The following is a 25,828-nucleotide window of genomic DNA, read 5'->3' on the forward strand; positions in this document are numbered from 1 at the left end:
CGGGTAGACTGGTCTGGCTCCCCACGTGGCGCTATCTCAGGGAACTCCCCCAGGTCGGAAACGAAGCAAGGGTACCTGGGCTCTGGCGGGTGCGTGGGGAGTATTTTCATTCCCACGCCGCCCTCGGAAGCCGGTCCGACTCGGCGTTTCGGCGTGGGAGCGCATACGAAGAGTACGATCGGACTATGCAGTCTTCTGGGGGAGCGGCCGTCATCGGTGCGGGCCCGAATGGGCTCGCCGCCGCTGTAACGCTCGCGCGTGCGGGTGTTCCGGTGACGGTGTTCGAAGCTGCCGAGACGATCGGCGGTGGCACGCGCACCACTGAACTCGTGGAGCCAGGGGTGCTGCACGACGTGTGCTCCGCCATCCACCCCATGGCGCTCGCGACGGGGTTCTTCCGGGCCTTCGAGATCGAACGACGCATGGAGTTCGTGGTTCCGGCTGCCTCCTACGCGAATCCGCTCGACGGCCGAGCCGGGGGCGGGACGGATCGCGCGGCGATCGCGTACCACGACCTCGACCGCACGATCGCCGAGCTGGGGCGCGACGGCGCGAACTACGGCCGCTTCTACCGACCGCTCCTGCAGCATCTCCCCGGAGTGCTCGACTTCACGCTGGGGGGTGGCATGCTGCGGTGGCCAGCGCATCCGATCGCCGCGCTGCTCACCGGTCTTCGCGCGCTCGAACAGGGCACGCCGCTGTGGAATGCGCGATTCCGCGAGGCCGCTGCCCCGGCCCTGCTCTCCGGTGTCGCCGCGCACAGCATCGGCAGGCTCCCGAACCTCGCGACAGCGGGCGTCGGGCTCGTGCTCGGCGCGCTCGCCCACACAGTGGGGTGGCCGGTGCCGGTGGGGGGATCCCGCGCCATCACCGACGCACTCGCGGCTGATCTGCTCGCGCACGGAGGGCGCATCGAGACGGCGCACCCGGTCGATGACGTCCGCGAGCTCTCGTCGTTCCGGGTTCGCGTCTTCGACACGTCGGCGCGCGGGCTCGAGCGGATCGCAGGATCAGAGCTCCCATCGCGGTACCGGCGCGCCCTGCGTCGCTTCTCCTACGGCGACGCTGCGACGAAGGTCGACTTCGTGCTCGACGGACCGATCCCGTGGAGCGACCCGCGCGTGGCGCAGGCGCCCACGGTGCACGTCGGCGGCAGCAGACCGGAGCTCGCAGCGTCGGAACGCGTCGTCGCCTCGGGCGGGCACCCCGCTCACCCCTATGTGCTGCTCGCGCAGACCGAGGAGTTCGATGTCGGCCGCAATGCTCCAGGAGTGAACGCCGTATGGACGTACACGCACGTGCCGAGCGGGTCGACGGTCGACATGGGCGAGCCGGTGATCCGGCAGATCGAGCGCTTCGCTCCCGGGTTCCGCGACCGGATCCGCGCTGTGCGCGTGACGACCGCGGACGAGATGTCGCGCTACAACCGCAATTACCACGGCGGCGATTTCAGCGCGGGAGCCATCACGCTGCCGCAGCTGATCGCGCGGCCGACCCTCTCGGTCGACCCTTGGCGTACTCCGGGCCGCGGCATCTACCTCGCATCGTCATCGACGCCTCCGGGCCCCGGCGTGCACGGGTTGTGCGGCTGGTACGCGGCGAAATCGGCGCTGCGCCACGAGTACGGGCTCGAAGCGCCTGACCTGAGCCTCCGGTAGCCCTCGGCCCCGGCCAGAATGTCGGCGGCCGCCGGTAGCATGGTGTCGTGGTTGCCGCACTCTATCGCCGATATCGGCCAGAAGCTTTCTCCGAGATGATCGGGCAGTCGCAGGTCACCGAACCGTTGATGACGGCCCTGCGCACCGGTCGCATCGGGCACGCCTATTTGTTCAGCGGCCCGCGGGGCTGCGGCAAGACGACCTCGGCCCGCATTCTTGCACGGTGCCTGAACTGCGCCGAGGGGCCCACTGATACGCCGTGCGGGGTCTGCCCGAGCTGCGTCGAACTCAGCCGCGACGGTGGCGGTTCGCTCGATGTCGTCGAGATCGATGCCGCGAGCCACGGCGGCGTCGATGATGCCAGGGACCTGCGCGAACGCGCGGTCTTCGCCCCGGCGCGCGATCGGTTCAAGATCTTCATCATCGACGAGGCGCACATGGTGACGCCCGGCGGGTTCAACGCGCTGCTCAAGATCGTCGAGGAGCCGCCGCCGCACGTGAAGTTCGTGTTCGCGACGACCGAGCCAGACAAGGTCATCGGCACGATCCGCTCGCGCACCCATCACTATCCGTTCCGCCTCATCGCACCCGGCACCCTCATCGACTACGTGCAGTCGCTCTGCGACAGCGAAGGCGTGCAGGTCGAGCCCGGCGTGCTTCCCCTCGTCGTGCGAGCGGGCGGCGGATCGGTGCGCGATACGCTGTCGATTCTCGACCAGCTCATCGCGGGGTCCGAGACTCCGCTCGTCACCGCCGACCGCGCAGCCGGCCTGCTCGGCTTCACCCACGCAGAGCTGCTCGACGACGCCGTCGCCGCATTCGGGGCGCATAATGCCGCCGCAGCATTCCGAGCGACGGATCGTGTCGTGCAGACTGGGCAGGATCCGCGTCGCTTCGTCGAGGACCTGCTCGAACGCCTGCGCGACCTCATCGTGGTGAATGCCACGACCGTCGACGGTGCTGCAGCGATCTTCCGCGGCGTGCCGCAGGATCAGCTCACGCGGATGTTCGAGCAAGCCCGCGCTTTCGGGCCGGGCGAGCTGTCGCGCATCGCCGATGTCGTGAGCGCTGCCCTCGACAAGATGGCGGGTGCTACCGCGCCGCGGCTGCAGCTCGAACTCATGATCGCGCGAGCCCTGGTGCACGCCGCGCAGCCGGTGGAGCGCACTGAGCCGCGTGCGCAATCAGCACAGTCCGGCTCGGTGCCGACCGGCGAGCGGCCGTCGGGTGCTGCTCCCGCGAACGCCGCCACGCCGGCCCAGCCGGCGCCCGATCCCATGGCCGCGCTCGCGGCGGCTCGCAGCGCTGCGGTTGAGCAGACGGAAACGCCTCGGCCGGCGCCGGCTCCGGGTGGTCCGGCCGCGCCGAACGCTGCAACTGGCGCCCCGAATGCCGCGCAGACGGCAGCATCGATCCGGGAGTTCCTGTCGCAGGATGCGCAGGGCGGGGAGGCGGAGCGGCCAGCAGCGCCTGCGCAGGCGCCTACTCCTGCGCCGTCACCTGCTCCTGCTCCTGCGCCGTCACCTGCTCCTGCGTCCGATCCTGAGACTGCGGGGGCGACTGCAGTCGAAGACACCGCGACTCCGCCAGCCGCGCCGGCTCGACCGGAGACCCCGCACGCCGGAGCACCGCATGCTGGAGCTCCGCATGCTGGAGCACCGCATGCTGGAGCACCCCATCCGAATGAGGGCGCAGCGAAATTCGGCCGTCCGATCTCGGCAGTGCTCAGCTCGGCGCAGATCGAGAGCATCGGCAACGATGCACCGGCACCCCGGCCGGCGGCGCCCGCAGCAGGGGCCACCGTCGGTGGCACCGTCGGTGACACCGCGCCGGCTCCGGCTGAGCAGGCGGCCGCGGCCGAAGGGCCCGTCCCTGACGAGGCCGCGACGGAGTCCGACGCCGAAACCTCCGGCGGGTACGAAGACCTGATGGAGGTGTGGCCCGATCTGCTCGAGGAACTGCTCGAGCTCGATCGTGATGCATGGAACGCCGTGCGAGTGATCGCGCCGCTGGCGCTCGAAGGCGACGTGCTCACGGTCGGCCTCGCCTCGGAATCCGATCTTGCCGCATTCAAGACGACCGGAGCCGGTCCGCTCCGAGAGACGATTCTCTCCGCCGTTGGCATCAGCGTGAAATACAAGCCGAAGCGCATGACCGCCGGCGAGGCGGCTGCCGGTCACGGCGCCGCGCGCGAGCCAGAGGCCGCAGCTGACGCAGAGGAGCCTCACCCAGCCGGGCAGACGCCTGATACCGCATCCGACACACGCTCCTCCGAACCGCAGGGCGTGACCGTCGCCGCCCCAGACGCGAACGACCCGATGGTTCGGGCAGCGGCACGCCTGAGCGGCTTGGGTCCGGCTCTCGCTGCTCCCGCCTGGGCAGATCCGCAGCCCGAATCTGCGCCACCGGCCGCATCGAGCTCGATCGACGCTCCGACCCCCGCATCGAACTCGAACGATGCTCCGACCACCGCTGAGCACGAACCGTCGGCCTCTGCCGCCGCGGCGACGCGCGATGAGGCAGCCATGACGCAGGACGCAGCCGAGGCACAGCCCCCAGCGGGAGAAGCGCCTGCGGCCGCGCGTGCAGCGGTCGACGCAGATGCGGCGCCCGCACGGTTCGCAGATCCGGCGGAGTACGGCGACCCCTATGCGGGAGACCTCGGCGAAGCGCCGGACGACTCGGCGGAGGGCGACCCGTACGCACCGACCCCGGCATCTTCGGCAGGTGTCGCATCTACGCTCGGCCAGGCGCCCGCAGCCGTCCCTCCCGCCCCCGCTCCCGCCCCCGCTCCCGCCCCCGCTCCCGCTTCAGCGCCGAGTGCTGCCGCCCCCGCCTCGCCGGCGGCTCGGCCCGCATTCACACGGTACGGCGAGTCAGTGGTGCGCGAAGTGCTCGGGGCCCGGTTCGTCGAGGAGCGCCCGCTCCCGCCGCGTTGAGCGGCCCATGCAACGTCGCGACTAGGGTGTGTGCTGAACGGCGCGCGTCACGTCGTCAACCCGAGGAGGCTCCACCGTGTACGACGGCATCGTCCAAGACCTGATCGACGAGTTCGGTCGGCTGCCTGGCATCGGTCCGAAGTCGGCGCAGCGCATCGCGTTCCATATTCTGCAGACGCAGAACTTCGACGTCTCCAAGCTCGCCGAACTGCTCAGCGAGGTCCGCGAGAAGGTGCGCTTCTGCGACGTGTGCGGCAACATCACCGAGCACGAGCGGTGCTCGATCTGCCGAGACCCGCGCCGTGACGACAGCATCATCTGCGTCGTCGAAGAGCCGAAAGACGTGGTCGCGATCGAGCGCACGCGTCAGTTCCGCGGCCTCTATCACGTGCTCGGCGGCGCCATCAGCCCGATCGACGGCATCGGGCCCGACGATCTCAGCATCCCCGCACTGATGCGTCGCGTCGGCGAGAACCACGTGCAAGAAGTGATCATCGCGACCGATCCGAACCTGGAGGGCGAAGCCACCGCGGCGTACCTGTCGCGGCTGCTGACCTCCATCGAAGTGCCGGTATCGCGTCTGGCCTCGGGGCTTCCCGTCGGCGGCGACCTGGAATTCGCCGATGAAGTCACGCTCGGACGCGCCTTCGAAGGCCGCCGTAAGGTGGAGTAACCGGAGACGTCACCCGAAGTTCTGGTCCGATAGACTGAGCTTTCGGCTCGGATATTCAGGAGGAACCCGCGTGGCGTTGATCGTGCAGAAATTCGGGGGCTCGTCCGTAGCCGACGCCGAGAGCATCAAGCGCGTCGCGAAGCGCATCGTCGAGGCGCGTCGCGGGGGCAACGAGGTCGTCGTCGCCGTGAGCGCCATGGGCGACACCACCGATGAACTGCTCGAGCTCGCAGCGGCGTGCACGCCGATCCCCGCACCGCGAGAACTCGACATGCTGCTCACCGCCGGTGAGCGCATCTCGATGGCCTTGCTCGCGATGACGATCAAAGGCATGGGCATCGAGGCGCTCTCCTTCACGGGCAGCCAGGCGGGAATGATCACCACCGCCGAGCACGGTTCGGCGAAGATCGTCGATGTGACGCCCGGCCGCGTGCGCGAGGCCCTCGACCAGGGCGCCGTCGCCATCGTCGCAGGCTTCCAAGGATTCAGTCGCGACTCGCGAGACATCACCACGCTGGGGCGCGGCGGATCCGACACGACCGCCGTTGCACTCGCCGCCGCCCTCGGCGCCGATGTGTGCGAGATCTATACCGACGTCGACGGCATCTTCACGACCGATCCTCGCGTCGTGCCGCTCGCGCGGAAGATCGACGCCATCACGGCGGAAGAGATGCTCGAACTCGCGGCGTCCGGCGCGAAGGTGCTGCACCTGCGCGCCGTCGAGTACGCCCGCCGCCACGGCGTCGTGCTGCACGTCCGCTCCTCGTTCTCCGACGAGCCGGGCACCATCGTCTACGACCCCGCCAAGGGGCATCCGAAGGGAGATCAGGTGGAAGAGCCGATCATCACTGGTATCGCCGCTGAGAAGAGCGAGGCGAAGGTCACCGTGGGCGGTGTGCCGGACATTCCGGGCAAAGCTGCCCAGATCTTCGAGATCGTGGCGAAGACGCACGCGAACATCGACATGATCGTGCAGAACGTCTCGGCGGCGCAAACGAACCGCACCGATATCTCCTTCACGGTCCCGCTCGGCGACGGTCGGAAAGTCATCGAGTCGCTCGAAGCGGAACGCGAAGCACTCGGATTCGAGAGTCTGCAGTACGACGATCAGATCGCCAAGCTCGCAGTCGTGGGCGCCGGCATGCGCACGAGTACGGGCGTATCCGCGCAGCTCTTCCGTGCGCTGTACGAGGCCGACATCAATATCGAAATGATCTCGACTTCGGAGATCAGGATCTCGGTCGTCACCCGAGCCGACCTTCTCGATAAGGCGGTCCGCGTACTCCACACGGCGTTCGGCCTCGACGCCGAGACCGAAGCCACGGTCTACGCCGGCACCGGCCGATAACTCTTTCACGGCGAAACACAGAACAGGATCTCGAAACACATGGCTGCACAGCAGGGACTCTCGATCGCCGTCGTCGGCGCAACCGGTCAGGTGGGCGCAGTGATGCGCCGTTTGCTCGACGAGCGGGACTTCCCGATCGCGAACATCCGCTTCTTCTCCAGCGCGCGCTCGGCGGGCTCGACGCTCGAATTCCGCGGCGAGAGCATCGTCGTCGAGGACGTCGCGACAGCGGACAAGAGCGGCATCGACATCGCGCTCTTCTCCGCCGGTGGCGCCGCTTCGAAGCAGTACTCGCCGGAGTTCGCCGCAGCGGGTGCGACGGTCATCGACAATTCGAGTGCGTGGCGACTCGACCCGGACGTTCCCCTCGTGGTGAGCGAGGTCAACCCGCACGCGATCGACGAGGCGCGGAAGGGGATCATCGCGAACCCGAACTGCACCACGATGGCAGCGATGCCGGTGATGAAGGCACTCGACTCCGAGGCCGGGCTCGAACGGCTCATCGTCACGACGTTCCAGGCCGTGTCGGGCTCAGGGCTCGTCGGAGCCCGTGAGCTGGCCGGTCAGGCCGTTGCAGCCGTCGAGTCGGGCGAGCTCGAGCAGCTCGTACATGACGGGGGCGCCGTGGACTTCCCGGCTCCCGAGGTCTACACCAAGACGATCGCATTCAACGTACTGCCGCTCGCGGGCTCCATCGTCGAAGACGGCGAAGGTGAGACCGACGAAGAGAAGAAGCTGCGCAACGAGAGCCGGAAGATCCTCGAGCTCCCCGAGCTGCGAGTCGCCGGAACGTGCGTGCGCGTGCCGGTCTTCACCGGGCACTCGTTGTCGATCAGCGCCGAATTCGCTCGCGAGATCTCGGCGGATCGTGCTCGTGAGGTGCTCGCAGCAGCTCCCGGCGTCGAACTCACCGACGTCCCGACGCCCCTCGAGGCGGCGGGCAAGGATCCCTCGCTCGTCGGGCGCATTCGCGCTGACCAGTCCGCTCCCGAGGGCCGCGGCCTGACGCTGTTCATCTCGAACGACAATCTGCGCAAGGGTGCAGCGCTGAACGCGGTGCAGATCGCTGAGATCATCGCGGCGCGGCGGGCCGAGTAGGGGCGAGCCGCCAGTACAGCATCAGGCCCCGGTCGTTCACGTCGACGACCGGGGCCTGATGTTTGTCTCGAGGCTGGAGTGCGTTCTCCGACCTACCGCGATTCGAGTGTGATCAGCGATGCCTCAGGGCGGCAGGCGAAACGCACCGGCGCGTAGATCGAGTTGCCCAGCCCCGCACTGACGTTCAGGAACGCGGCGCGGTGCGCGTCGAACCAGACGCTCAGGCCGCGTGCTTGCTCGGTCGGGAGGTCGCAATTCGCTGTGAGCGCCCCGACGCCGGGTACGCGCACTTGGCCGCCGTGCGTATGCCCGGCTAGGATCAGGTCCGATCCGGCCGTCAGAAGCGCGCCCAGGGACTCCTGATAGGGCGCGTGCACGACGCCGAGGCGCACCGGGGCCGGGTGGTCGGCGTCGACGGCTGCGCCCTCGTTCTGCGTCAACGCTGCGGCGGCCGCGCGCATACGATCTGCGTCGTCGTAGCGAATGTGCGGGTCGTTCAGGCCGAACAGCTCGACGCTGCTGCCGCGAATGGAGAGCCGAACCGCGTCGTTGTTGAGGTCGATCGCGCCCAGCTCGGCCAGCCCGCGGGTGATCGCACCGTTGTCGAGATCAGGGGTGCGCGTGCTCCGCCTGCTCGGCTCGAGCAGGTACTTGACGGGGTTCTTGAAGAGCGGACCGTAGTAGTCGTTCGAGCCGTGAACGAACACCGTGGGCGTCTGCTCGACGAGCGGCCGCAACGCATGCAGCAGCGCCGGGAGCGCTTCGCGATGGCCCATGAGATCTCCGGTCAGCACGACCAGGTCGGGGCGCAGCTCCGCGAGGGAGCGCACCCAGTCGACCTTTTGCGCTTGCCATGGGGCCAGATGCAGGTCTGAGAGCTGCAGTACCCGGATCGGAGTGCGGGAGTCCGGCAGTACGGGCAGCGTATGGCGTCGCACCGTGAACAGTCGTCGCTCGATGAGCGTGGACCAGGTCAGTACGCCGACGGCGGCCGCTCCGAGAACGGCCGCCGTCGAACGTGCGGGATGCATTGCCAAGGTCAGTCCTTCTTGCCGCAGGCGAGCGCCAGCGTCACCGTGTCACCACGGTTGACCTCGGCGCCGCTTTCGGGGCTGGCCGAGAGCACCTTGTTCGATTTCGGTTTGGAATCGCTGCCGGTGCCGCAGGCGAACTCGACGTTGTCGAACCCTGCGCTATTCAGTGCGGACTTTGCGTTGTTGCCCGTCTGACCCACGAGCCCGTCCGGGATTTTCGACGCCTTGCCGTTGCTGCGGTAGAGCGAGATGCCCGAACCCAGCCCCACAGACGATCCCGCCGCGGGGTCGGTGCGCGCCGCGAGGCCCTCGGCCTCGGTCGAGTCGACCTCGCCGCCGTCATTCACCGCGAACCCAAGCTGCTCCAGCATGCTCGTGGCCTCCTCGATCGACTTCCCCTTCACGTCGGGAACGGAGACCATCGTCTGGCGAATCGCTGCAGCCGAGGGCTCTGGGAAGGCGTCTCCGCCGTACCTGGCGTCGGCCGCATTCATGATCGCGGGCCAGATCGTCTGATCCGCGTACATGAGGTTCCCGAACCCCATCGTGGAAACGCGGCTCCAGGAGCCATCGGCCATTTGCACGGGCCCGGCATTGCCGACCCAGGTCGCCGTAGCGACCTTCGTACTAGCGCCGACCGTCCAGTTGTCCACAACGTCATCCGTGGTGCCTGTCTTGGCAAGGTGGGGGACCCCAATGGCTGATCGTGCATGGTCAGCAAGACCAGCCGTCACCGCGTTCTGGAGGGCGAATGCGACGCCAGCCGCCACTTCTGGGGCGATGGCTTGTGAGCACTCGCTCTTCGTGAACGGTACCTGGTTGCCGTCGTCGTCAAGAATCTGCTCGATGGGAACCGGCGTGCAGACGGTCCCGTCGCCGGCGAACGCACCGTACGCTGCAGCCATCGTGATCGGTGCGATCTCGTCGACGCCCGCGTACACGTTCGACGGCACCATCGAGAGATCCCGCGGATTGCCGTTCAATGTCGGATTGTTCGGCAGGCCGGTGTCGGGGTTCATCGGCTGATCCGAGGCGCGGTGAATTCCGAGCGCCTGGGCCGTCTCGAATGTGCCGCAGAGGTCCATCTTCTGCTGCATCGAGACGATGCCGCCGTTGATGGAGTTCGCGATGGTCGTGAGTACCGACTGGTTCCCGCGAATGCCCTCGTTGTCATTCGAGAAATCGAACGATCCGTAGCTGTAGACGCCGTCGGGCATGCACGAGGCGGCGAACGACTGATACGGCACGCCCTTGCGGCTGTTCACATTGACGATGTCGCGCACCGAGTGCCCGGTTCGAATCCACTCGGCGAGCGTGATGGGCTTGAACGTCGACCCGACTTGGAAGCCACTCGAGCCGCCCAGCTCCTCGTCGGTGTTGAAGTTCACCGTCGTGTAGCCAGGGTTCGAGTCCAGGAAGTCCTGTGCGTTATTGAAGGGTTTGTTCTGCACCATGGAGCGCACCTTGCCGGTGCCCACCTCCACGCTGCTCGAGGCTGAGCCGACGTCGATCCCGTCCATGAGCGAAGGAACAGTCGCCTGCGTCGCCGCCGTGCCCGCCGCCTGCATGTCGAGATCGATCGTCGTGTAGATCTTGTACCCGCCGCGGCTGAAGTTGAACTCGCGCTCGGTGGGGGTATCGCCGAAGTTCGGGTCCGCCTTGATGTACCGCTGCACGTAGTCGCAGAAATGACCGAGCCCGAAGTTCTGCTCGGCGACGTTGCAACCGGCGACTCGTGGGGTGATGTGATCGCCCGTGACCTCCGTTGCGACAGCTTCGTCGTACTGGGCCTGCGTGATCTTGCCGTGATTGAGCATGCTGCCGAGAATCTTGTCGCGGCGCTCGGTGTTTGCCGGAATGTTCTCTGGAACGTCGATCTGGAGTTCCGATGGGTTGTTCACGATCGCGACGAGGCTCGCCGACTCGGCGAGCGACAGGTCGGCCGACGACTTGCCGTAGTAGTACTTCGCGGCCGATTCGATGCCGTAGATCTGACGGCCGAAGAGCGCAATATTCAGGTACCCGAGCAGAATCTCATCCTTCGGGTACTTCTTCTCGATGGAGATCGCGTACTTCATCTCCTTGAGCTTGCGGTCCACGTCCTGGCGCATCGCGTCCTCGTAGGCCTCCTTCTGCGCTTCCTTGTCGGGAATCGCGATGGCCTCCTGAATGAGCACGTTGCGCACGTACTGCATCGTGATCGTCGAAGCGCCCGAGAGGTTCTGCCCCGCCGCGTTCTGCAGCACGGCGCGAGCCGTCGCGAGCACGTCGACGCCGCCGTGCGTGTAGAAGCGCGGGTCCTCCTCGGCGACGGCCGCGTCCTTGACGAACTGCGAGATCTGGTCCCACTTGACCGTCTCGCGATCCTGATCGTAGAAGGTCGCGATCTCGTACACGGTCGTGTCGGCGCCCGTCGCGTATATCGTGGAGGGCTCGGCGAGCTTGCCCGGGTCCAGATGGTCGGGCAGGCTCTCGAAGATGCCGACTGCGGATTTCGTGGCCGTGCCGCTCAGAGCGACCACCGGCGTCACAGCTGCGGTGACGAGAACACCGGCGATCACGCTCATGGCGAGCGCGCCGAGGAGCCCGGCGAGGGCCCCTCCTGCGGTGCGAGGTTTCTGCGAGCGCACGCGCGAAGACTGAGATGTCTGACGGGTCATAGAATTAAGGGTAAGCGACGTAGCTGACAAAACAGCAACGCGCCCGTCCGCGTCGCGGCGATGCCGGTCGCCGGCATGCGCTGCACACCGTCTACCGAGGGAGATCCGCACGTGAGTGAATCCGCCGAAGCCGCCCCGACCTGGGAGTACTTCGTGACGCCGCTGCTGCTGCACAACGAGGCGCAGATTCTGAACAACTGGGGTGCGCAGGGGTGGGAGCTCGTGCAGATCATCGAGGGCCCGGCCGGCGGCAACGTCGCATACATGAAGAAGAGGAAGGCCTGACATGGCATCTGTGATCGAGGACCGGCTGCGCGAACTGGGATACGAGATCCCCGAGGTCGCAGCGGCGGTCGCCGCGTACGTGCCCGCACTGCGTGACGGCAACTACGTGTACACGGCCGGCCAGCTCCCGTTCGTGAACGGTGCTCTGCCCGAGACGGGCAAAGTGGGTCTGGGAGCAGGACTCGTGTCGCCCGAGCGAGCGGAAGAGCTCGCGCAGCTCTGCGCGTTGAACGCCCTCGCCGCCGCTCGAGGCGTCATCGGGTCGCTCGACAAGATCTCTCAGGTCGTGAAGGTCACTGCCTTCATCGCATCCGATCCGTCGTTCACGGGTCAGCCCGCCGTCGCGAATGGCGCCTCGATGTTCCTGGGTCGCGTCTTCGGCGATCTCGGCATCCACGTGCGTTCAGCCGTCGGCGTCGCCGTCCTCCCGCTCGACGCGCCCGTCGAGATCGAATTCGTGTTCAAGATCGAGGACTGACACCGCGCGCTCCGAGCAGCGAGCCCGCGCACGTGCGATACGACCGAGGCCGGGAGCCCTGAAGCGGGTTCCCGGCCTCGGTCGTGTGTCGCCGGCGGTTCGGTAACGTGCGGCTCAGTCGCCGCGTTCGCTGCGCACGCGATCCGAGATCGTCTGCATCACCGACGTGTCGGCGAGCGTCGTCGTGTCGCCGACCTCTCGGCCTTCTGCCGCGTCCTTGAGCAGCCGCCGCATGATCTTGCCCGACCGTGTCTTCGGCAGTTCGGAGACGATGAAGATCTGGCGCGGCCGCGCGATCGCACCGATCTGGGCTGCAACGTGCTTCTTCAGCTCGGGCTCGGCGTCATCGAGCGACAGGATGCTCTGCTGCGACTTCAGAATGACGAAGGCGACGACGGCCTGTCCCGTCGTCTCGTCATCCGCCCCGACGACCGCCGATTCGGCGACCGCGTGGTGCTCGACCAGCGCCGACTCGATCTCCGCGGTCGAGAGTCGGTGGCCCGACACGTTCATCACGTCGTCCACGCGTCCGAGCAGCCAGACGTCGCCGTCCTCGTCGAGACGGGCGCCGTCGCCCGCGAAGTAGCGGTCGCCGAACTTCGCCCAGTAGGTGTCGATGAAGCGCTGATCGTCGCCCCAGATCGTGCGCACCATTGACGGCCAGGGGCGCTGAACGACAAGCAGGCCGCCCTGCCCGTTCTCGACGGGGTCGCCATCCTCGCCGACCACCGTCACCGAGATCCCTGGCTGCGGCACCTGCGCGCTGCCCGGCTTCAAATGCGTGAGGCCCGGCAGCGGCGAGATCATGATCGCGCCAGTCTCCGTCTGCCACCACGTATCGACGATGGGGGCGGTGCCCGCGCCGATGACCTCGCGGTACCAGCGCCACGCCTCGGGGTTGATGGGCTCGCCGACCGAACCGAGCACCCGGATCGACGAGAGGTCGTACTGCTCCGGAACCTGGCGCCCGACCTTCATGCAGGCGCGAATGGCCGTGGGCGCGGTGTAGAAGATCGTCACACCGTACTTCTGAATGATCGACCACCAACGGCCCCAATCAGGCGTCTCCGGGGTGCCCTCGTAGATCACCTGGGTCGCGCCGTTCGCGAGGGGACCGTAGACCACGTAGCTGTGACCGGTGATCCATCCGATGTCGGCTGTGCACCAGTACACGTCGGTGTCGGGCTTCAGATCGAAGACGTCGCGGTGGGTGGTCGACACCTGGGTGAGATATCCGCCCGAGGTGTGCAGGATGCCCTTGGGCTTGCCCGTGGTTCCCGAGGTGTACAGGATGAAGAGCGGGTTCTCGGCGGGGAAGCCCTGTGCTTCGTGCTCGCCGTCGAATGCGGTGATCTCGCGGTGCCACCAGAGGTCGCGATCCTCATCGAAGGCGACGTCGTTGCCCGCGCGTTCGACGACGAGCACGCGAGAGACGGTGCTGCCTCCGCCGTTCAGCGCGAGCGCATCGTCCACGGTCGGCTTCAGCGCAGACACGCGTCCCTTGCGCCATCCGCCATCGGCCGTGATCACGAGGCGCGCCTCAGCGTCGTCGATGCGAGCGCGCAGACTTTCAGCGCTGAAGCCTCCGAAGACCACCGAGTGCGCTGCGCCGAGGCGCGCGACGGCGAGCATGGCGATCACCGTCTCCGGGATCATCGGCATGTAGATGGCCACACGGTCGCCCGCGGCGACGCCGAGGCTGGTGAGCATGTTCGCGGCGCGCTTCACCTCGTGCGTGAGCTCGGCGTACGTGAGGGTGCGCGTGTCGCCCGGTTCGCCCTCGAAGTGGAGCGCGACGCGGTCGCCGTTGCCCGCTGCCACGTGGCGATCGAGGCAGTTCGCCGCGACGTTCAGCTCGCCGTCCTGGAACCACTTCGCGAACGGCGGGTTCGTCCAGTCGAGCACCTCGCTGAACGGCTTCGTCCACTGCAGGTTCTGGGCCTGCTCCGCCCAGTACCCCTCGGGATCCTGCGCGGCCTTCCAGTAGACGGACGGGTCGGTGACATTGGCCTGCTCGCGGAACTCCGGACTCGGAGCATACGTCTCCGCTGTTGCTCCCTCGGGGAGGTGGTGGCTTTCAATACTGCCGGTCTGATCGCTCATTGACGCCCTTATCTTCGATCGATTCCCGGGGCGATCGCTCGCTCCCGGCCCCTCAGTCGCGTACGGGATCCGTACCATCCCGAAAACGCAGAACCAGGCTATACCTTTCGTCTATCTCCGCTCACATCGGTGAGCCCGCGACGGTGATGCCGCGACTGCGCACAGATGCTCGGGCGAGTGGTCTGGCCGTGGCGAACCCTGCTGGTATGGGCTCATGCCCCCTGCTGAGATTCCGGATCACCCACGGCCGCCCGACCCACGGTCCTCGGTGTCGACACGATCTGCGGCGCTCAGTCGCGCTGCGAAGCGTTCGTTCGGCGGCCTGCTGCCCCTGCTGGATGACCCCGATCTGCGAGATCTCATCGTGCAGGTGCGCGGCGGCGCTGCTCGACTGTGGCTGGACCGATGCGGAGCGCTGCAGGAGGTGCCGGATTGGCAGGCCGATCCTGAAGCGGCGCACGGGTTGGCGACCGGGCTGATTGCTGCTGGCGGGCGCCACCTCGACGAGCTGCACCCCTGCGCCGACGTAAGGCTGGGTGATGGCATTCGAGTGCACGCAGTACTGCCCCCGATCGCCGTTGAGGGCGCGGCCGTATCGATTCGGCTGCCCCGCATCTCGCCCCCTCGGTTCGATGAACTCGTCGCGGGAGGCCTCTGCGCGACGAGCACGGCAGAGATGCTGCGCCGGGTGATCATCGACCGCAGCAACATTCTGATCACCGGAGGCACTGGAAGCGGAAAGACGACGGTGCTGGCCGCACTGCTGGATCTCGCCCCACCGCACGAGCGCATCCTCACGATCGAGGACGTGGCGGAGCTGCGGTTGAGGCATCCGCACGCCGTGTCTCTCGAAACGCGTCAGGCGAGCGCCGAAGGGGTCGGGGAGGTCTCGGTCGATCGGCTGCTGCGGGAAGCGTTGCGCATGCGGCCCGACCGCATCGTGCTCGGCGAGTGCCGCGGTGCCGAGATCTCGACGCTCTTGGCGGCACTGAACACCGGCCACGACGGCGGCGCCGGAACCCTCCACGCGAGCCGTCTGGAAGAAGTGCCCTCGCGCCTCGAAGCGCTGGGTGCGCTCGCGGGATGGACGCCGGAAGCGCTCGCTCGACAGGCCGTCAGTGCACTGCACGCGATCGTCCACGTCGAACGGGGTGCTCTCGGCCCTCGGGTGCGCGCCATCGGCGGTCTCGAGCTCACCGGTGACCGGTTGCTCGGAGTGCGAAGGGTGGTGGCGTAGCGCGTGTGGAAGCGACTCCGGTCCCTCGCCCGGTCACGAATCGCTTCGGCTTCGGGCACGGCTTCGAGCGTCACCGCGCATCAACGGAATGAGGCGACGGTCGTCGCGGAACGAGCAGCGGCGCTCCTTCGCGGGGGAGTGCCGCCCGGTCGGACGTTCGCGGTGATCGCCGCCGATGCAGAGCCGGCCTCTGCCACGGGAATCATCGCCGCCCGTGTGGCAGACGGAGTCCCGGTCGCCTCCGCGCTCGCGGCGACCCCCGATCCGGAATGGCGCGTGCTGGCAGTCGCCTGGCGCCTCGCCGAAGCATGCGGTGCTCCGCTCGCCCCCGCGCTCCAACGCATCGCGTATGCGCTGCGCGAACTCGACCAGTTGCGGGAACGACGTTCCGTGCTCCTGGCGGGTCCGCGGGCGACGGTGCGCATGGTGGCGGCCCTGCCGATCCTCGCGCTGCTGCTCGGCCTGCTGCTCGGATTCGATCCGATACCGGTGCTGTTCAGCGGGATGGGGGCGGCGATCGCGGCGATCGGCATCGGTCTGCTCGGCATCGGCGTGCACTGGTCTCGCGCCATGCAGCATCGAACCGCGAGTGACGATCACATCGCCGGTCTGCCGTTCGAACTGCTCTGGGTCGCGCTGGGAGGCGGCGCCCCTCCTTCCGTGGCACTGAGACACGTGGTGGATCGCGTGGACCAGTACGGGGCCGAGTGGATCGCCTTCGACGACTTCTGTTCCGGGAGCCCGCTGCTGTCGACGATCGCCGCTGCGGAAGCCGCCGGTGTTCCGATGCGCCCGCTGCTGCTCGAACACGCGGATGCAGAGCGCGTGGCCTCAGCTGCGCGACTGGAACGGGAGGCGGAACGCCTCGGCGTGCGCGTGCTGGTGCCCCTGGGGGTCTGCGTGCTGCCCGCCTTCATCGTGCTCGGCGTGCTGCCGGTGGTGCTGTCCATGTTCGGGGCTGTCTGATGCTTCCCGACGGTGTTCGTACTCCACAGGGGAGGGCGATCGCATCGGCGTTCGGGTTCTCCACAGATCGTTCGTCGGGCCGCGTCGGGCCGAGCCTCTCCCGTGAGGATGGATGCACCGGCGATCGCCGGGGCCGTGCGAGGTCAAGGAGGTTCCCGATGCAGCCCACACTCCAACTCGTATCCGACCGAGGTGCGACATCCGTGGAAGGCGGGCCCGAGCGCCGCCGCACACGTCTGCAGCGCGTCCGTCGCGGAGGCCGACGACGCGGGCGGGCGTTCGTTGGCGAGATGCGCGCGCTCGCCGACGATGAGCGCGGCGCCGTGACAGCGGAGTACGCGATTGTCATCATGGCCGCCGTAGCATTCGCCGGTCTGCTGGTTGCCATCATGCGGTCGAGCGAGATCCGAGCGATGCTCGTGGAACTCGTCGAGAACGCCCTCGGCGCAGGGTCCTGATGCTCGCGGCGCTGCGGCACGACGAACGCGGCACGGTCACGGCGGAATTCGCGATCGTCGTGCCCGCAGTGCTCGCCGTACTCGGGCTCGTGATCGGCGGCATCTACGTGGCGGCGCATCGCATCACCCTCGTATCGGCGTCGGCTGAGATCGCGAGATCAGAGGCCCGCGGTGATGCCGAGCTCGCCCAGAAACATCTGGATTCGCTCGGTGATCGAGTGGAGATCGAACGTGTGGAAGACGGCGTGCTGCACTGCGTCACGCTTCGGTCGCGCCCGGGTGGGGGACCCCTCGCCCGCATCGCGGTCGAATCGCGCTCGTGCGCCGCCCGAATCGGTGAGGGAGCGACCTCATGAGCGCACCGGCGACCCTCGTCTGCGCAGCCGCTGCGATATGTCTCGGCGTACCGATCATCGCGGCGTCGTCGCACCTCGAAGCCTCCCATCGTGCAGCAGGGGCCGCTGACGCGGCAGCGCTCGCCGCAGCCGACTCGGCCGCCGGGTTTCTCGCGGGAGACCCCTGTGACCTGGCGGGGGCTGTCACGAGTGCGATGAGCAGCGAACTCGTGTCCTGCGAGCTCGATCCCGCCCTCGCCGACGCCCGCGTGAAGGTGGTGGCGGACGGGCCGCTCGGGGCCGTCGCCGCTTCGGCGCACGCTGGTCCACCGCCGAGTTCCGCGATGCCGGGAGGTGCGGTTGGCGCAAATGGCTGGGCGTGGCCCAGCTCGGAGCCGGGCATCACGCAGGGGTTCCACGATGGTTACTCCATTGATCTCCGCGCGGTTGAAGGGTCACCGCTCTACGCTCCCTACGACGGCGTCGTCGTCGCAGCCGGAACGGACAGCGACGGGCCGCCCGAGAAGTGCGTCGCCGAACCCTCGTGGTGGCATGGCCCGAATCACACGATCATCATCAGACACAGCTATCGGGGGGAAGTGCTCTTCAGTTCCCACAATCACGTGGCCCCCGGATCGACCGACGCGTTCGGGCTATCGCCGGGCACTGCAGTGCGAGCCGGACAACCGGTGGCCCTCGCAGGTATGAGCGGATGCACGTCGGGGCCGCACTCGCACTTCACGCTGTCGACCACCCCGTCGAACGCGTTTCCCGACGTGAATCCATACCTCTATATCGGTGGCCCTGAGATCCGTTGATGCAGTGCGCAGAAACTCCGATGCGGGTACTTCGGCCGGCGACGGACATAATGAAGAGAGAACATGCGTGGAATCCCGCAGGTGGATTCTCACGCCAGAATGTGTATCGTGTCGGAGCAGAACCCTCAGCCGGTCCTGGCGGAGCAGCCCTACACTGCGTGAAGCAACGAAGGAGACCCGTGAAGGGTACGAAGAAACTCGTCATCGTCGAGTCACCGACCAAGGCGAAGACCATCGGCGGCTACCTCGGAGACGACTACGAGGTCATTGCATCGGTCGGACACGTTCGTGATCTCGCCGAGCCATCGGCCCTGCCCGCGGAGCTCAAGAAGGGCGCATTCGGGAAGTTCGCGGTCGATGTCGAGAACGACTTCGCCCCGTACTACGTCGTCAACGACAACAAGCGCAAAACGGTCTCCGAGCTGAAGCGCGCGCTGAAGGGTGCCGACGAGCTGTGGCTCGCAACTGATGAGGACCGCGAGGGCGAGGCCATCGCGTGGCACCTCCTCGAGGTGCTCCAGCCCAAGGTGCCGGTGCATCGCATGGTGTTCCACGAGATCACGCAGGACGCCATCGAACAGGCCAAGCAGAACACGCGCGACCTCGACACGGCGCTGGTCGATGCGCAGGAGACGCGACGCATCCTCGATCGCCTGTACGGGTACGACATCTCTCCGGTGCTCTGGCGCAAGGTCGCGCCCAAGCTCTCCGCAGGCCGAGTGCAGTCGGCGGCGACGCGACTCGTCGTCGACCGCGAGCGCGAGCGCCAGGCGTTCCGCGCTGCCGAGTACTGGGACCTCACCGCGACCTTCCGACCCGACGACAGCGCTACCGACACCACGGCGTTCCAAGCCAGGCTCGTACGGCTCGACGCCCAGCGCGTCGCCACCGGCGGCGACTTCGGCGACGACGGCAACCTGACGGCTCGTGCGTCGAAGGCGGGGGTCATTCCGCTGGAGCAGGAGCGTGCCGAGCGCCTCGCATCCCTGCTCGCTGCGGACGCCAGGGGAGAAGTCGTCTCCGTCGAGACGAAGCCGCACACGCGTCGCCCTGCAGCGCCGTTCACCACGTCGACGCTGCAGCAGGAGGCCTCTCGCAAGCTCCGCTACAGCTCACGGCAGACGATGTCGTTCGCGCAGTCGCTGTATGAGAACGGCTACATCACGTACATGCGTACCGACTCGCCCTCGCTCTCGAAGCAGGCAGTGCAGGCGGCCCGGTCGCAGGCTGCGGAACTGTACGGCGCGCAGACGCTGCCCGAGAAGCCGCGCGTGTACACGGGCAAGTCGAAGGGCGCCCAGGAGGCGCACGAGGCGATCCGGCCGGCCGGTGAAGTGTTCCAGCGTCCGAGCTCTCTCAAGGGGAAGCTCACGCAGGGCGAATTCGCGTTGTACGAGTTGATCTGGAAACGCACGGTTGCCAGCCAGATGGCAGACGCCAAGGGCTCCACCGACACCGTGACCCTCTCGGCACAGGTGTCGGAGGCCGGAAGCGCTGCACCGACCGCTGCGGAATTCACCACCAGTGGCACCGTCATTACCTTCCCCGGATTCCTCCTCGCATACGAGGAAGGCCGCGATGAGAACCGCGGCGACAAGTCCGGCGATCAGAATGCGAAGCTCCCGCAGTTGTCCTCGGGTCAGGGGCTCGGCATCGAAGAGCCGACCGCGAAGGGCCACGAGACGAGCCCGCCGCCGCGCTACACGGAGGCCAGCCTCACCAAGCGACTCGAAGAACTCGGCATCGGCCGTCCGTCGACGTACGCCGCGATCATCAGCACGATCATGGATCGCGGTTACGTCACGAAAAAGGGGCAGGCGCTCGTTCCCAGCTGGATCGCCTTCTCCGTCGTACGACTCCTGGAAGAGCACTTCAGCGAGCTCGTCGACTACGACTTCACAGCCGAGATGGAGAACGACCTCGACCGCATCGCTTCGGGCGAGGCGGATCGCGGCAAATGGCTCGGCGAATTCTACTTCGGCACCGACGCGCACCCCGGCCTGCGCGGCGTCGTCGACAACCTGGGCGAGATCGACGCGCGTGCGATCAACACGATCAAGATCGATGATGAGATCTCGCTCCGCAACGGCAAGTACGGCCCGTACCTCGAGGTCTTCGACGACAAGTGCGAGGTCGATGAAGACGGCGTGGTGAAGCCGCGCAGCGTCAACATCCCCGACGGCCTCGCGCCCGATGAACTGACGCCTGCCAGAGCCCACGAGCTCGCCGACGCCGAACCGGCCGAGGATCGCGTCGTCGGTCTCCACCCGCAGACTTCGAAGCGCATCGTCGCGAAGAACGGACGCTTCGGTCCCTACGTCACCGAGCTCCCCGATGAGGGCGAGGAACTGCCGAAGGGCCAGAAACCCCGCACGGCGTCCCTGTTCAAGAGCATGGACCCCGCCACGATCGAGCTTGACAGCGCGGTCGCGCTGCTCGACCTTCCCCGTGTCGTCGGAGTGGACCCCGAGTCCGAGGCTGAGATCACCGCGCAGAACGGGCGCTACGGCCCGTACCTGAAGAAGGGAAGCGACACGCGATCGCTTCCGAGCGAGGATGCGATCTTCTCGATCGATCTCGCCGGAGCCCAGGAGTTGTTCGCTCAGCCCAAGTACGGCGCCAAGCGCGCGTCGAGCGCGCTGAAGGAATTCGATGCCGACCCCGTGAGCGGCAAGCCGATCAAGGTCAAGGACGGCCGTTTCGGTCCGTACGTCACCGACGGTGAGACGAACGCGACGATCCCGCGCGGTGACAGCGTGGACGAGATCGATTTCGCCCGCGCCGTCGAGCTCCTGGCGATCAAGCGCGCGAAGGGCCCCGCGAAGAAGAAGGCTCCCGCGCGGAAGCCCGCGGCGAAGAAGGCGGCGGCGAAAAAGCCTGCAGCGAAGAAGCCGGCGACGAAGAAGCCTGCAGCGAAGAAGTCCGCTTCGGGCGCGAAGGCAGTGGACCCGGCGCGGTCGGCAGCTGCGAAGAAGGCGGCGGCGACCCGAGCCGCGAACCGAGCTGCCGCAGAGTCCCAGGCATAACGACGAGTGCGGCCGCGTGCGGTCGCGGAGGAGCACATGAGCGGAACCTTCATCACCCTCGAAGGCGGCGACGGCGCGGGGAAGACGACGCAGGCGGAGTTGCTCGAGCAGTGGCTCGAGGGCCGCGGGCTCGAAGTCGTCCGCACCCGTGAGCCGGGCGGCACTCGTCTCGGAACCGAAGTGCGTCGCCTCCTGTTGCACGGAGGCGACGAGATCGGAGAGGTCGACGTGCGCACTGAAGCCCTGCTCTACGCCGCAGACCGCGCCCAGCACGTCGCAAAGGTCGTGCGCCCCGCCCTCGAGCGGGACGCAGTGGTGGTGCAGGACCGGTACATCGACTCCTCCCTGGCGTACCAGGGGGCGGGGCGCGTGCTCGACGTCGACGAGGTGCGCCGCATCAGCGAGTGGGCGACCGGGGGACTTTGGCCGGACCTGACGATTCTGCTCGACCTCGACCCCGAGACCAGCTCCGGCCGCCGCCGCGACCGCGGTGGGAGCAGCGACCGCCTCGAGTCAGAAGCAGTGGAGTTCCATACGGCGGTGCGCGACGGCTTCCGTGCGCTCGCGAAGGCGGACCCGCACCGCTTCTTCACCATCGACGCTGCACTGCCCGTCGATGAGATCCACACGCGCATCGTGGGACGCGTCTCCGGGTTCCTCACGCGCTGAACCGCTTCACCGGTAAGAGATCGCGCTTCGGTGAGCAGATTTCCAAAGAAAACGTCTCACCGAAGCGCGATCTCCCACCGAAGCCATCCGCACCCTGGCCACCGCGGTCGCCGGCCGAACGCGGTGCATTCAGCCGATGACCGCCGCCCCGAGCTTCGCTCCGTGGGCTGGCGCTGTAGCGCCACCGCGGTCGCCGGCCGAACGCGATGCGTTCAGCCGATGACCGCCACCCCGCGCTTCGCTCCGTGGGCTGGCGCTGCAGCGCCACCGCGGTCGCCTGCCGAACGCGATGCGTTCAGCCGATGACCGCGCCAAAACGATCGGGAAGGGTGGCGCGAGAAGCGGCGCCGAGCTCGGAGAGCGGCAGGGTGAAGCGATCCTGCACCTCGATCGCGGCATCCGCCCCCGCGCCGTCCGTGACACCGATGCGCAGCACCGGGAAATCGCGGCCCGAGCAGAGCCCGCGGAACTTCACCTCTTCCTCGTGCGGCACCGCGACGAGCACGCGTGCCTGAGATTCCGAGAAGAGGGCAGCGGTGGCATCGACGTCGTCGCGCGACATGATCTCCTCGATCCACACACGGGCACCGACGCCGAAGCGAAGCGCGCCATCGGTGAGTGCCTGAGCGAGGCCGCCCTCCGAAAGATCCACCGCCCCGGAGATGAGTCCGCCCTGTGCGCCCGCGTGCAGAAGCTCGGCGAGCGCGCGCTCCTCGGCCAGGGAAGCGATCGGCGGGCGGCCGCCGAGGTGATCGTGCACGGTCTCGGCCCAGGCCGACCCGTCGAGCTCGTCGCGGGTGGTGCCGAGCAGGTAGAGGTGCTCGCCCTGATCCTGCCATCCGCTGGGCACGCGGCGCGCGACGTCATCGATGATGCCGAGCACGCCGACGACGGGCGTCGGATAGATCGGGGTGTCGCCGGTCTGGTTGTAGAGCGAGACGTTGCCGCCGGTGACGGGCACCTCGAGAGCGAGGCACGCATCCGAGAGTCCTTCGACCGAGCGTGAGAACTGCCACATGACCTCGGGGTTCTCGGGGCTGCCGAAGTTCAGGCAGTCGGTGACGGCGGTGGGAACGGCGCCGGACGTGGCGACGTTGCGGTACGCCTCGGCGAGCGCGAGCTGCGAGCCGACGTACGGGTCGAGCTGGCAGTAACGGCCGTTCGCATCGGTGGCGATGGCCACGCCGAGGCCGCTCTCCTCATCGACGCGGATCATGCCTGCGCCGTCGGGGAACGCGAGCGCCGTGTTGCCGAGCACGTACTTGTCGTACTGGTTCGTCACCCACGAGACATCGGCCTGGTTGGGCGATGCGGCGACGGCGATCATCTGCGAGCGCAGGTCATCGCCGGAGTCCGAACGCGCCAGGCCAGAGGCGTTGACGCCGGAAGCCTGCAGCGCATCGATCCATGCGGGGTAATCGACGGGGCGCTCGTAGACGGGGCCGTCGACGGCCACAGTCGAAGGATCGACGTTGACGATCTCCTCACCGCGCCAGTTGATGACGAGGCGGCCGGTGTCGGTGACCTCGCCGAGCACGCTCGTCTCGACGTCCCACTTCGCGGTCACGGCGAGGAACGCGTCGAGCTTGTCGGGGTGCACGACCGCCATCATGCGCTCCTGGCTCTCCGACATGAGGATCTCCTCGGCCGTGAGCGACGGATCGCGCAGCAGCACGCTGTCGAGCTCGATGAACATGCCGCCGTCGCCGTTCGCCGCGAGCTCGGAGGTCGCGCACGAGATGCCAGCGGCGCCGAGATCCTGAATCCCCTCGACGAGCTCATCGCGGAAGAGCTCGAGGCAGCACTCGATGAGCACCTTCTCGGCGAACGGATCACCGACCTGCACGGCCGGGCGCTTGGTCGGCCCGCCCTCGCTGAAGCTGTCGGAGGCGAGGATCGACGCCCCGCCGATGCCGTCGCCACCCGTGCGAGCGCCGAAGAGCACGACCTTGTTGCCGGCGCCGGAGGCGTTCGCGAGGTGCAGATCCTCGTGGCGCAGTACGCCGACGCCGAGCGCGTTGACGAGCGGGTTCGCCTGGTAGACGCTGTCGAAGACCGTCTCGCCGCCCAGGTTCGGGAGGCCGAGGCAGTTGGCGTACGACGAGATGCCCGAGACGACGCCGTGCACGACGCGTGCCGTATCCGGGTCATCGATCGCGCCGAAGCGCAGCTGATCCATGACCGCGACGGGGCGAGCCCCCATCGAGATGATGTCGCGGATGATGCCGCCGACGCCGGTCGCGGCTCCCTGGAACGGCTCGATGTACGAGGGGTGGTTGTGGCTCTCGACCTTGAAGGTCACTGCCCAGCCCTCGCCGATGTCGATGACGCCGGCATTCTCACCCATGCCGACGAGCAGACGCTCGCGCATCTTGTCGTTGACCTTCTGGCCGAACTGCCGGAGGTAGATCTTCGACGACTTGTACGAGCAGTGCTCCGACCACATCACCGAGTACATGGCGAGCTCGCCGGAGGTGGGGCGCCGGCCGAGGATCTCGCGGATGCGGTCGTACTCGTCGGGCTTCAACCCGAGTGCGCCGTACGGCTGCTCCTTCTCGGGCGTCGCGATCGCATCGGCGACCGTGTCGGGGCGGGGGCCGCTCTGGGTGGCGTCGATGTCTGTCACGCTCGATGTGCTCCGTGGATCGGGGGTGGTTTCGGCGCACGGGAGCGCCGAACGTACGGGGTTCAGTCTACGTGGTCGCGTCACCCGGCTCGTCCCGTACTGCTCCCTCGTCGCGGGAGCATTCCCGAGCCCGCAGGGCTGACAGTCTAGGGTGGAGATTGTCAGCAGATCAGGGGAGACTGAACGCCATGAGCGATCCGAATACTCACGCAGCAGGCCAGACGCCCGTTCCGCAGCCGAGCGATCATGCGCAGGCCCCGTCGTACACGCCGGACGGAGCGCGCCAGGCGTCGCGGCAGGCCGCACGGCCCGCGGCGGGCCCGGCCTCCGGGGCGGCGAATCAGCAGCGCAAGCTCTCGACCTTCTTGAAGGTCAGCATCATTCTGCTCGCCGGTCTGACCATCGCCTCGATCTCGTTGCTGTTCATCGGTGACTTCGAGGGCAAATTCGAGCGCGTCTTCTCGACGTTCGCGCTGTTCGCGGTCTTCGTCATCTTCACGGCGCTCGACACGCGGCGGGAGCAGAAGTCCGAGTGGTACGCGCCGGTCGCCCTCATCGCGAACGCCTACATCCTCGGCCTGCTGATGATCGTCATCTGGATGACGCCTTACAACCCGTACTCCTTGCTCTGGGAGATCTTCTGGAAGTCGTTCTTCGTGATTCTCGTCACGCGACTGGTCATCCTCTGCGCGCAGCTTCTGCTGCGGGTCGGAGCCGAGCGCTCCGAGACGATCACGCGGTTCGCCTTCGTGACGAGCGTGCTCGCGGTGCTCTCGGGCATTCTGTTCACCGCGCCGGTCGGCATCGAGGCATTCGAGCTCAATGTGCCGGATATGTACTGGAAGATCGCGACCGCGATCCTGATCCTGACCGCGCTCGGCCTGTCGATCACCCTGCTGCTCCGCTGGTTCTTCGGCGCGGATGAGCGTGATGCGGCTCGAGCCGCTCGCGGCAGCATGCGCCAGGGCGCGCCGGCGCCGTACATCGCGCAGCAGCCCCACGGGCGCGCGCAGCAGCAGCGAGCGCAGCAGCAGAACTCCCAGGCGCAGCAGCAAGCCCAGATGCAGCAGCAACAAGCCCAGATGCAGCAGCAGCATCAGTTGCAGCAGCAGTCCCAGCTGCAGCAGCCCCAGGCGCAGCCGAGCGGCCAATCCGAGCTGCTGCCCTGGCCGACCTTCGACGACGGCCGCCCGATTCCGGCCGGCCCAGACGGCCAGCCCGACTTCTCGGTGCCGGGCGCGCCTCGTCCGCCCCAGGCGAGGTAACCGCCCGCGAGACAGGGCTGCGGCAATCCGGAGTTCATTCCGGGCCGTTCTTCACTGCTCCCTGGGCAGTGGGCTTCGATGAGATCGAGTGCCTACTGCACAGGGAGCAGTGGTCCGTCATGCACGGGATGCACTCGCTCGGCTCCCTCCGG

At 67.6% G+C, this 25,828-nt stretch carries 19 protein-coding genes and 1 other RNA gene; 16 read left to right on the forward strand and 4 right to left on the reverse strand.

Annotated features, from left to right (window positions below):
* Positions 1–12 precede the first annotated feature (12 nt).
* From ffs to JE033_RS13655, 6 genes are all read left to right on the forward strand, one after another.
* An RNA gene (gene ffs, locus JE033_RS13630) (signal recognition particle sRNA small type) lies at positions 13–109 on the forward strand.
* Between the two features lie 76 nt (positions 110–185).
* Entirely contained in the window at positions 186–1,658 is a 1,473-nt protein-coding gene (locus tag JE033_RS13635; protein WP_200332323.1) for an NAD(P)/FAD-dependent oxidoreductase, read from the forward strand.
* 47 nt (positions 1,659–1,705) lie between these two features.
* Positions 1,706–4,597, forward strand: coding sequence for a DNA polymerase III subunit gamma and tau (locus JE033_RS13640; RefSeq protein WP_370567976.1), 2,892 nt, complete (start codon positions 1,706–1,708; stop codon positions 4,595–4,597).
* 76 nt (positions 4,598–4,673) lie between these two features.
* Complete coding sequence (gene recR / locus JE033_RS13645) at positions 4,674–5,270, forward strand: recombination mediator RecR (RefSeq protein WP_200332324.1); 597 nt, start codon at positions 4,674–4,676, stop codon at positions 5,268–5,270.
* A gap of 70 nt (positions 5,271–5,340) precedes the next feature.
* Positions 5,341–6,618 (forward strand): aspartate kinase, encoded by a 1,278-nt coding sequence (locus tag JE033_RS13650; RefSeq protein WP_200332325.1) that lies wholly within the window; start codon positions 5,341–5,343, stop codon positions 6,616–6,618.
* A gap of 39 nt (positions 6,619–6,657) precedes the next feature.
* Positions 6,658–7,716, forward strand: a complete 1,059-nt coding sequence (locus tag JE033_RS13655; protein ID WP_090151976.1) for an aspartate-semialdehyde dehydrogenase — start codon at positions 6,658–6,660, stop codon at positions 7,714–7,716.
* Positions 7,717–7,808: 92 nt separating this feature from the next.
* On the opposite strand, the gene JE033_RS13660 is transcribed toward JE033_RS13655, so the two are convergent.
* Positions 7,809–8,747, reverse strand: coding sequence for a metallophosphoesterase (locus tag JE033_RS13660; RefSeq protein WP_200332326.1), 939 nt, complete (start codon positions 8,745–8,747; stop codon positions 7,809–7,811).
* An 8-nt stretch (positions 8,748–8,755) separates the two neighbouring features.
* Positions 8,756–11,410 carry a transglycosylase domain-containing protein gene (locus tag JE033_RS13665; protein ID WP_234037529.1) on the reverse strand — a complete coding sequence of 885 codons (2,655 nt, stop codon included), beginning with the start codon at positions 11,408–11,410 and terminating at the stop codon, positions 8,756–8,758.
* A 111-nt stretch (positions 11,411–11,521) separates the two neighbouring features.
* Between JE033_RS13665 and JE033_RS13670 the strand changes: the two genes are divergently transcribed.
* The gene (locus tag JE033_RS13670; protein WP_141653254.1) at positions 11,522–11,695 is read left to right on the forward strand and encodes a DUF4177 domain-containing protein; all 174 of its coding nucleotides are present in this window, start codon (positions 11,522–11,524) and stop codon (positions 11,693–11,695) included.
* A 1-nt stretch (position 11,696) separates the two neighbouring features.
* Entirely contained in the window at positions 11,697–12,173 is a 477-nt protein-coding gene (locus JE033_RS13675) for a RidA family protein (protein WP_090151968.1), read from the forward strand.
* Between the two features lie 114 nt (positions 12,174–12,287).
* Here JE033_RS13675 and acs read toward each other — a convergent pair whose 3' ends face one another.
* Positions 12,288–14,276: an acetate--CoA ligase gene (gene acs, locus JE033_RS13680; protein WP_200332327.1), complete on the reverse strand. Its 1,989-nt coding sequence runs from the start codon at positions 14,274–14,276 to the stop codon at positions 12,288–12,290.
* Positions 14,277–14,544: 268 nt separating this feature from the next.
* On the opposite strand from acs, the gene JE033_RS13685 reads away from it, so the two are divergent.
* The 7 genes from JE033_RS13685 (at position 14,545) to tmk (ending at position 21,785) form a co-directional block, all read left to right on the forward strand.
* Positions 14,545–15,513, forward strand: a complete 969-nt coding sequence (locus JE033_RS13685) for an ATPase, T2SS/T4P/T4SS family (RefSeq protein ID WP_346058044.1) — start codon at positions 14,545–14,547, stop codon at positions 15,511–15,513.
* A gap of 3 nt (positions 15,514–15,516) precedes the next feature.
* Positions 15,517–16,479 (forward strand): type II secretion system F family protein, encoded by a 963-nt coding sequence (locus JE033_RS13690; RefSeq protein ID WP_370567977.1) that lies wholly within the window; start codon positions 15,517–15,519, stop codon positions 16,477–16,479.
* A gap of 158 nt (positions 16,480–16,637) precedes the next feature.
* Positions 16,638–16,937, forward strand: coding sequence for a DUF4244 domain-containing protein (locus JE033_RS14715; protein ID WP_234037531.1), 300 nt, complete (start codon positions 16,638–16,640; stop codon positions 16,935–16,937).
* Complete coding sequence (locus JE033_RS13700; protein ID WP_090151959.1) at positions 16,937–17,293, forward strand: TadE/TadG family type IV pilus assembly protein; 357 nt, start codon at positions 16,937–16,939, stop codon at positions 17,291–17,293. Before JE033_RS14715 ends, JE033_RS13700 begins: the two co-directional genes overlap by 1 nt.
* Positions 17,290–18,090, forward strand: coding sequence for a M23 family metallopeptidase (locus JE033_RS13705; RefSeq protein WP_200332331.1), 801 nt, complete (start codon positions 17,290–17,292; stop codon positions 18,088–18,090). Before JE033_RS13700 ends, JE033_RS13705 begins: the two co-directional genes overlap by 4 nt.
* 179 nt (positions 18,091–18,269) lie before the next feature.
* Positions 18,270–21,116, forward strand: coding sequence for a type I DNA topoisomerase (gene topA, locus JE033_RS13710; RefSeq protein WP_200332333.1), 2,847 nt, complete (start codon positions 18,270–18,272; stop codon positions 21,114–21,116).
* Between the two features lie 36 nt (positions 21,117–21,152).
* The gene (gene tmk, locus JE033_RS13715) at positions 21,153–21,785 is read left to right on the forward strand and encodes a dTMP kinase (protein WP_200332335.1); all 633 of its coding nucleotides are present in this window, start codon (positions 21,153–21,155) and stop codon (positions 21,783–21,785) included.
* A gap of 295 nt (positions 21,786–22,080) precedes the next feature.
* Here the strand turns inward: tmk and purL are convergent, their stop codons facing one another.
* Positions 22,081–24,411 carry a phosphoribosylformylglycinamidine synthase subunit PurL gene (gene purL / locus JE033_RS13720; RefSeq protein WP_200332337.1) on the reverse strand — a complete coding sequence of 777 codons (2,331 nt, stop codon included), beginning with the start codon at positions 24,409–24,411 and terminating at the stop codon, positions 22,081–22,083.
* A gap of 188 nt (positions 24,412–24,599) precedes the next feature.
* Between purL and JE033_RS13725 the strand changes: the two genes are divergently transcribed.
* Positions 24,600–25,676, forward strand: a complete 1,077-nt coding sequence (locus JE033_RS13725; RefSeq protein WP_200332339.1) for a hypothetical protein — start codon at positions 24,600–24,602, stop codon at positions 25,674–25,676.
* Positions 25,677–25,828: the final 152 nt, after the last annotated feature.

The sequence above is a fragment of the Leucobacter sp. L43 genome (assembly GCF_016597785.1).
GTDB classification, from domain to species: Bacteria; Actinomycetota; Actinomycetes; order Actinomycetales; family Microbacteriaceae; genus Leucobacter; species Leucobacter alluvii.

Coding starts and splice junctions, on each gene's coding strand:
- JE033_RS14715 (WP_234037531.1), top strand. CDS start 16,638: ATGCAGCCCACACTCCAACTCGTATCCGACCGAGGTGCGACATCCGTG.
- acs (WP_200332327.1), bottom strand. CDS start 14,276: ATGAGCGATCAGACCGGCAGTATTGAAAGCCACCACCTCCCCGAGGGA.
- JE033_RS13665 (WP_234037529.1), bottom strand. CDS start 11,410: ATGACCCGTCAGACATCTCAGTCTTCGCGCGTGCGCTCGCAGAAACCT.
- JE033_RS13700 (WP_090151959.1), top strand. CDS start 16,937: ATGCTCGCGGCGCTGCGGCACGACGAACGCGGCACGGTCACGGCGGAA.
- JE033_RS13725 (WP_200332339.1), top strand. CDS start 24,600: ATGAGCGATCCGAATACTCACGCAGCAGGCCAGACGCCCGTTCCGCAG.
- JE033_RS13705 (WP_200332331.1), top strand. CDS start 17,290: ATGAGCGCACCGGCGACCCTCGTCTGCGCAGCCGCTGCGATATGTCTC.
- tmk (WP_200332335.1), top strand. CDS start 21,153: ATGAGCGGAACCTTCATCACCCTCGAAGGCGGCGACGGCGCGGGGAAG.
- JE033_RS13675 (WP_090151968.1), top strand. CDS start 11,697: ATGGCATCTGTGATCGAGGACCGGCTGCGCGAACTGGGATACGAGATC.
- JE033_RS13660 (WP_200332326.1), bottom strand. CDS start 8,747: ATGCATCCCGCACGTTCGACGGCGGCCGTTCTCGGAGCGGCCGCCGTC.
- JE033_RS13655 (WP_090151976.1), top strand. CDS start 6,658: ATGGCTGCACAGCAGGGACTCTCGATCGCCGTCGTCGGCGCAACCGGT.
- JE033_RS13635 (WP_200332323.1), top strand. CDS start 186: ATGCAGTCTTCTGGGGGAGCGGCCGTCATCGGTGCGGGCCCGAATGGG.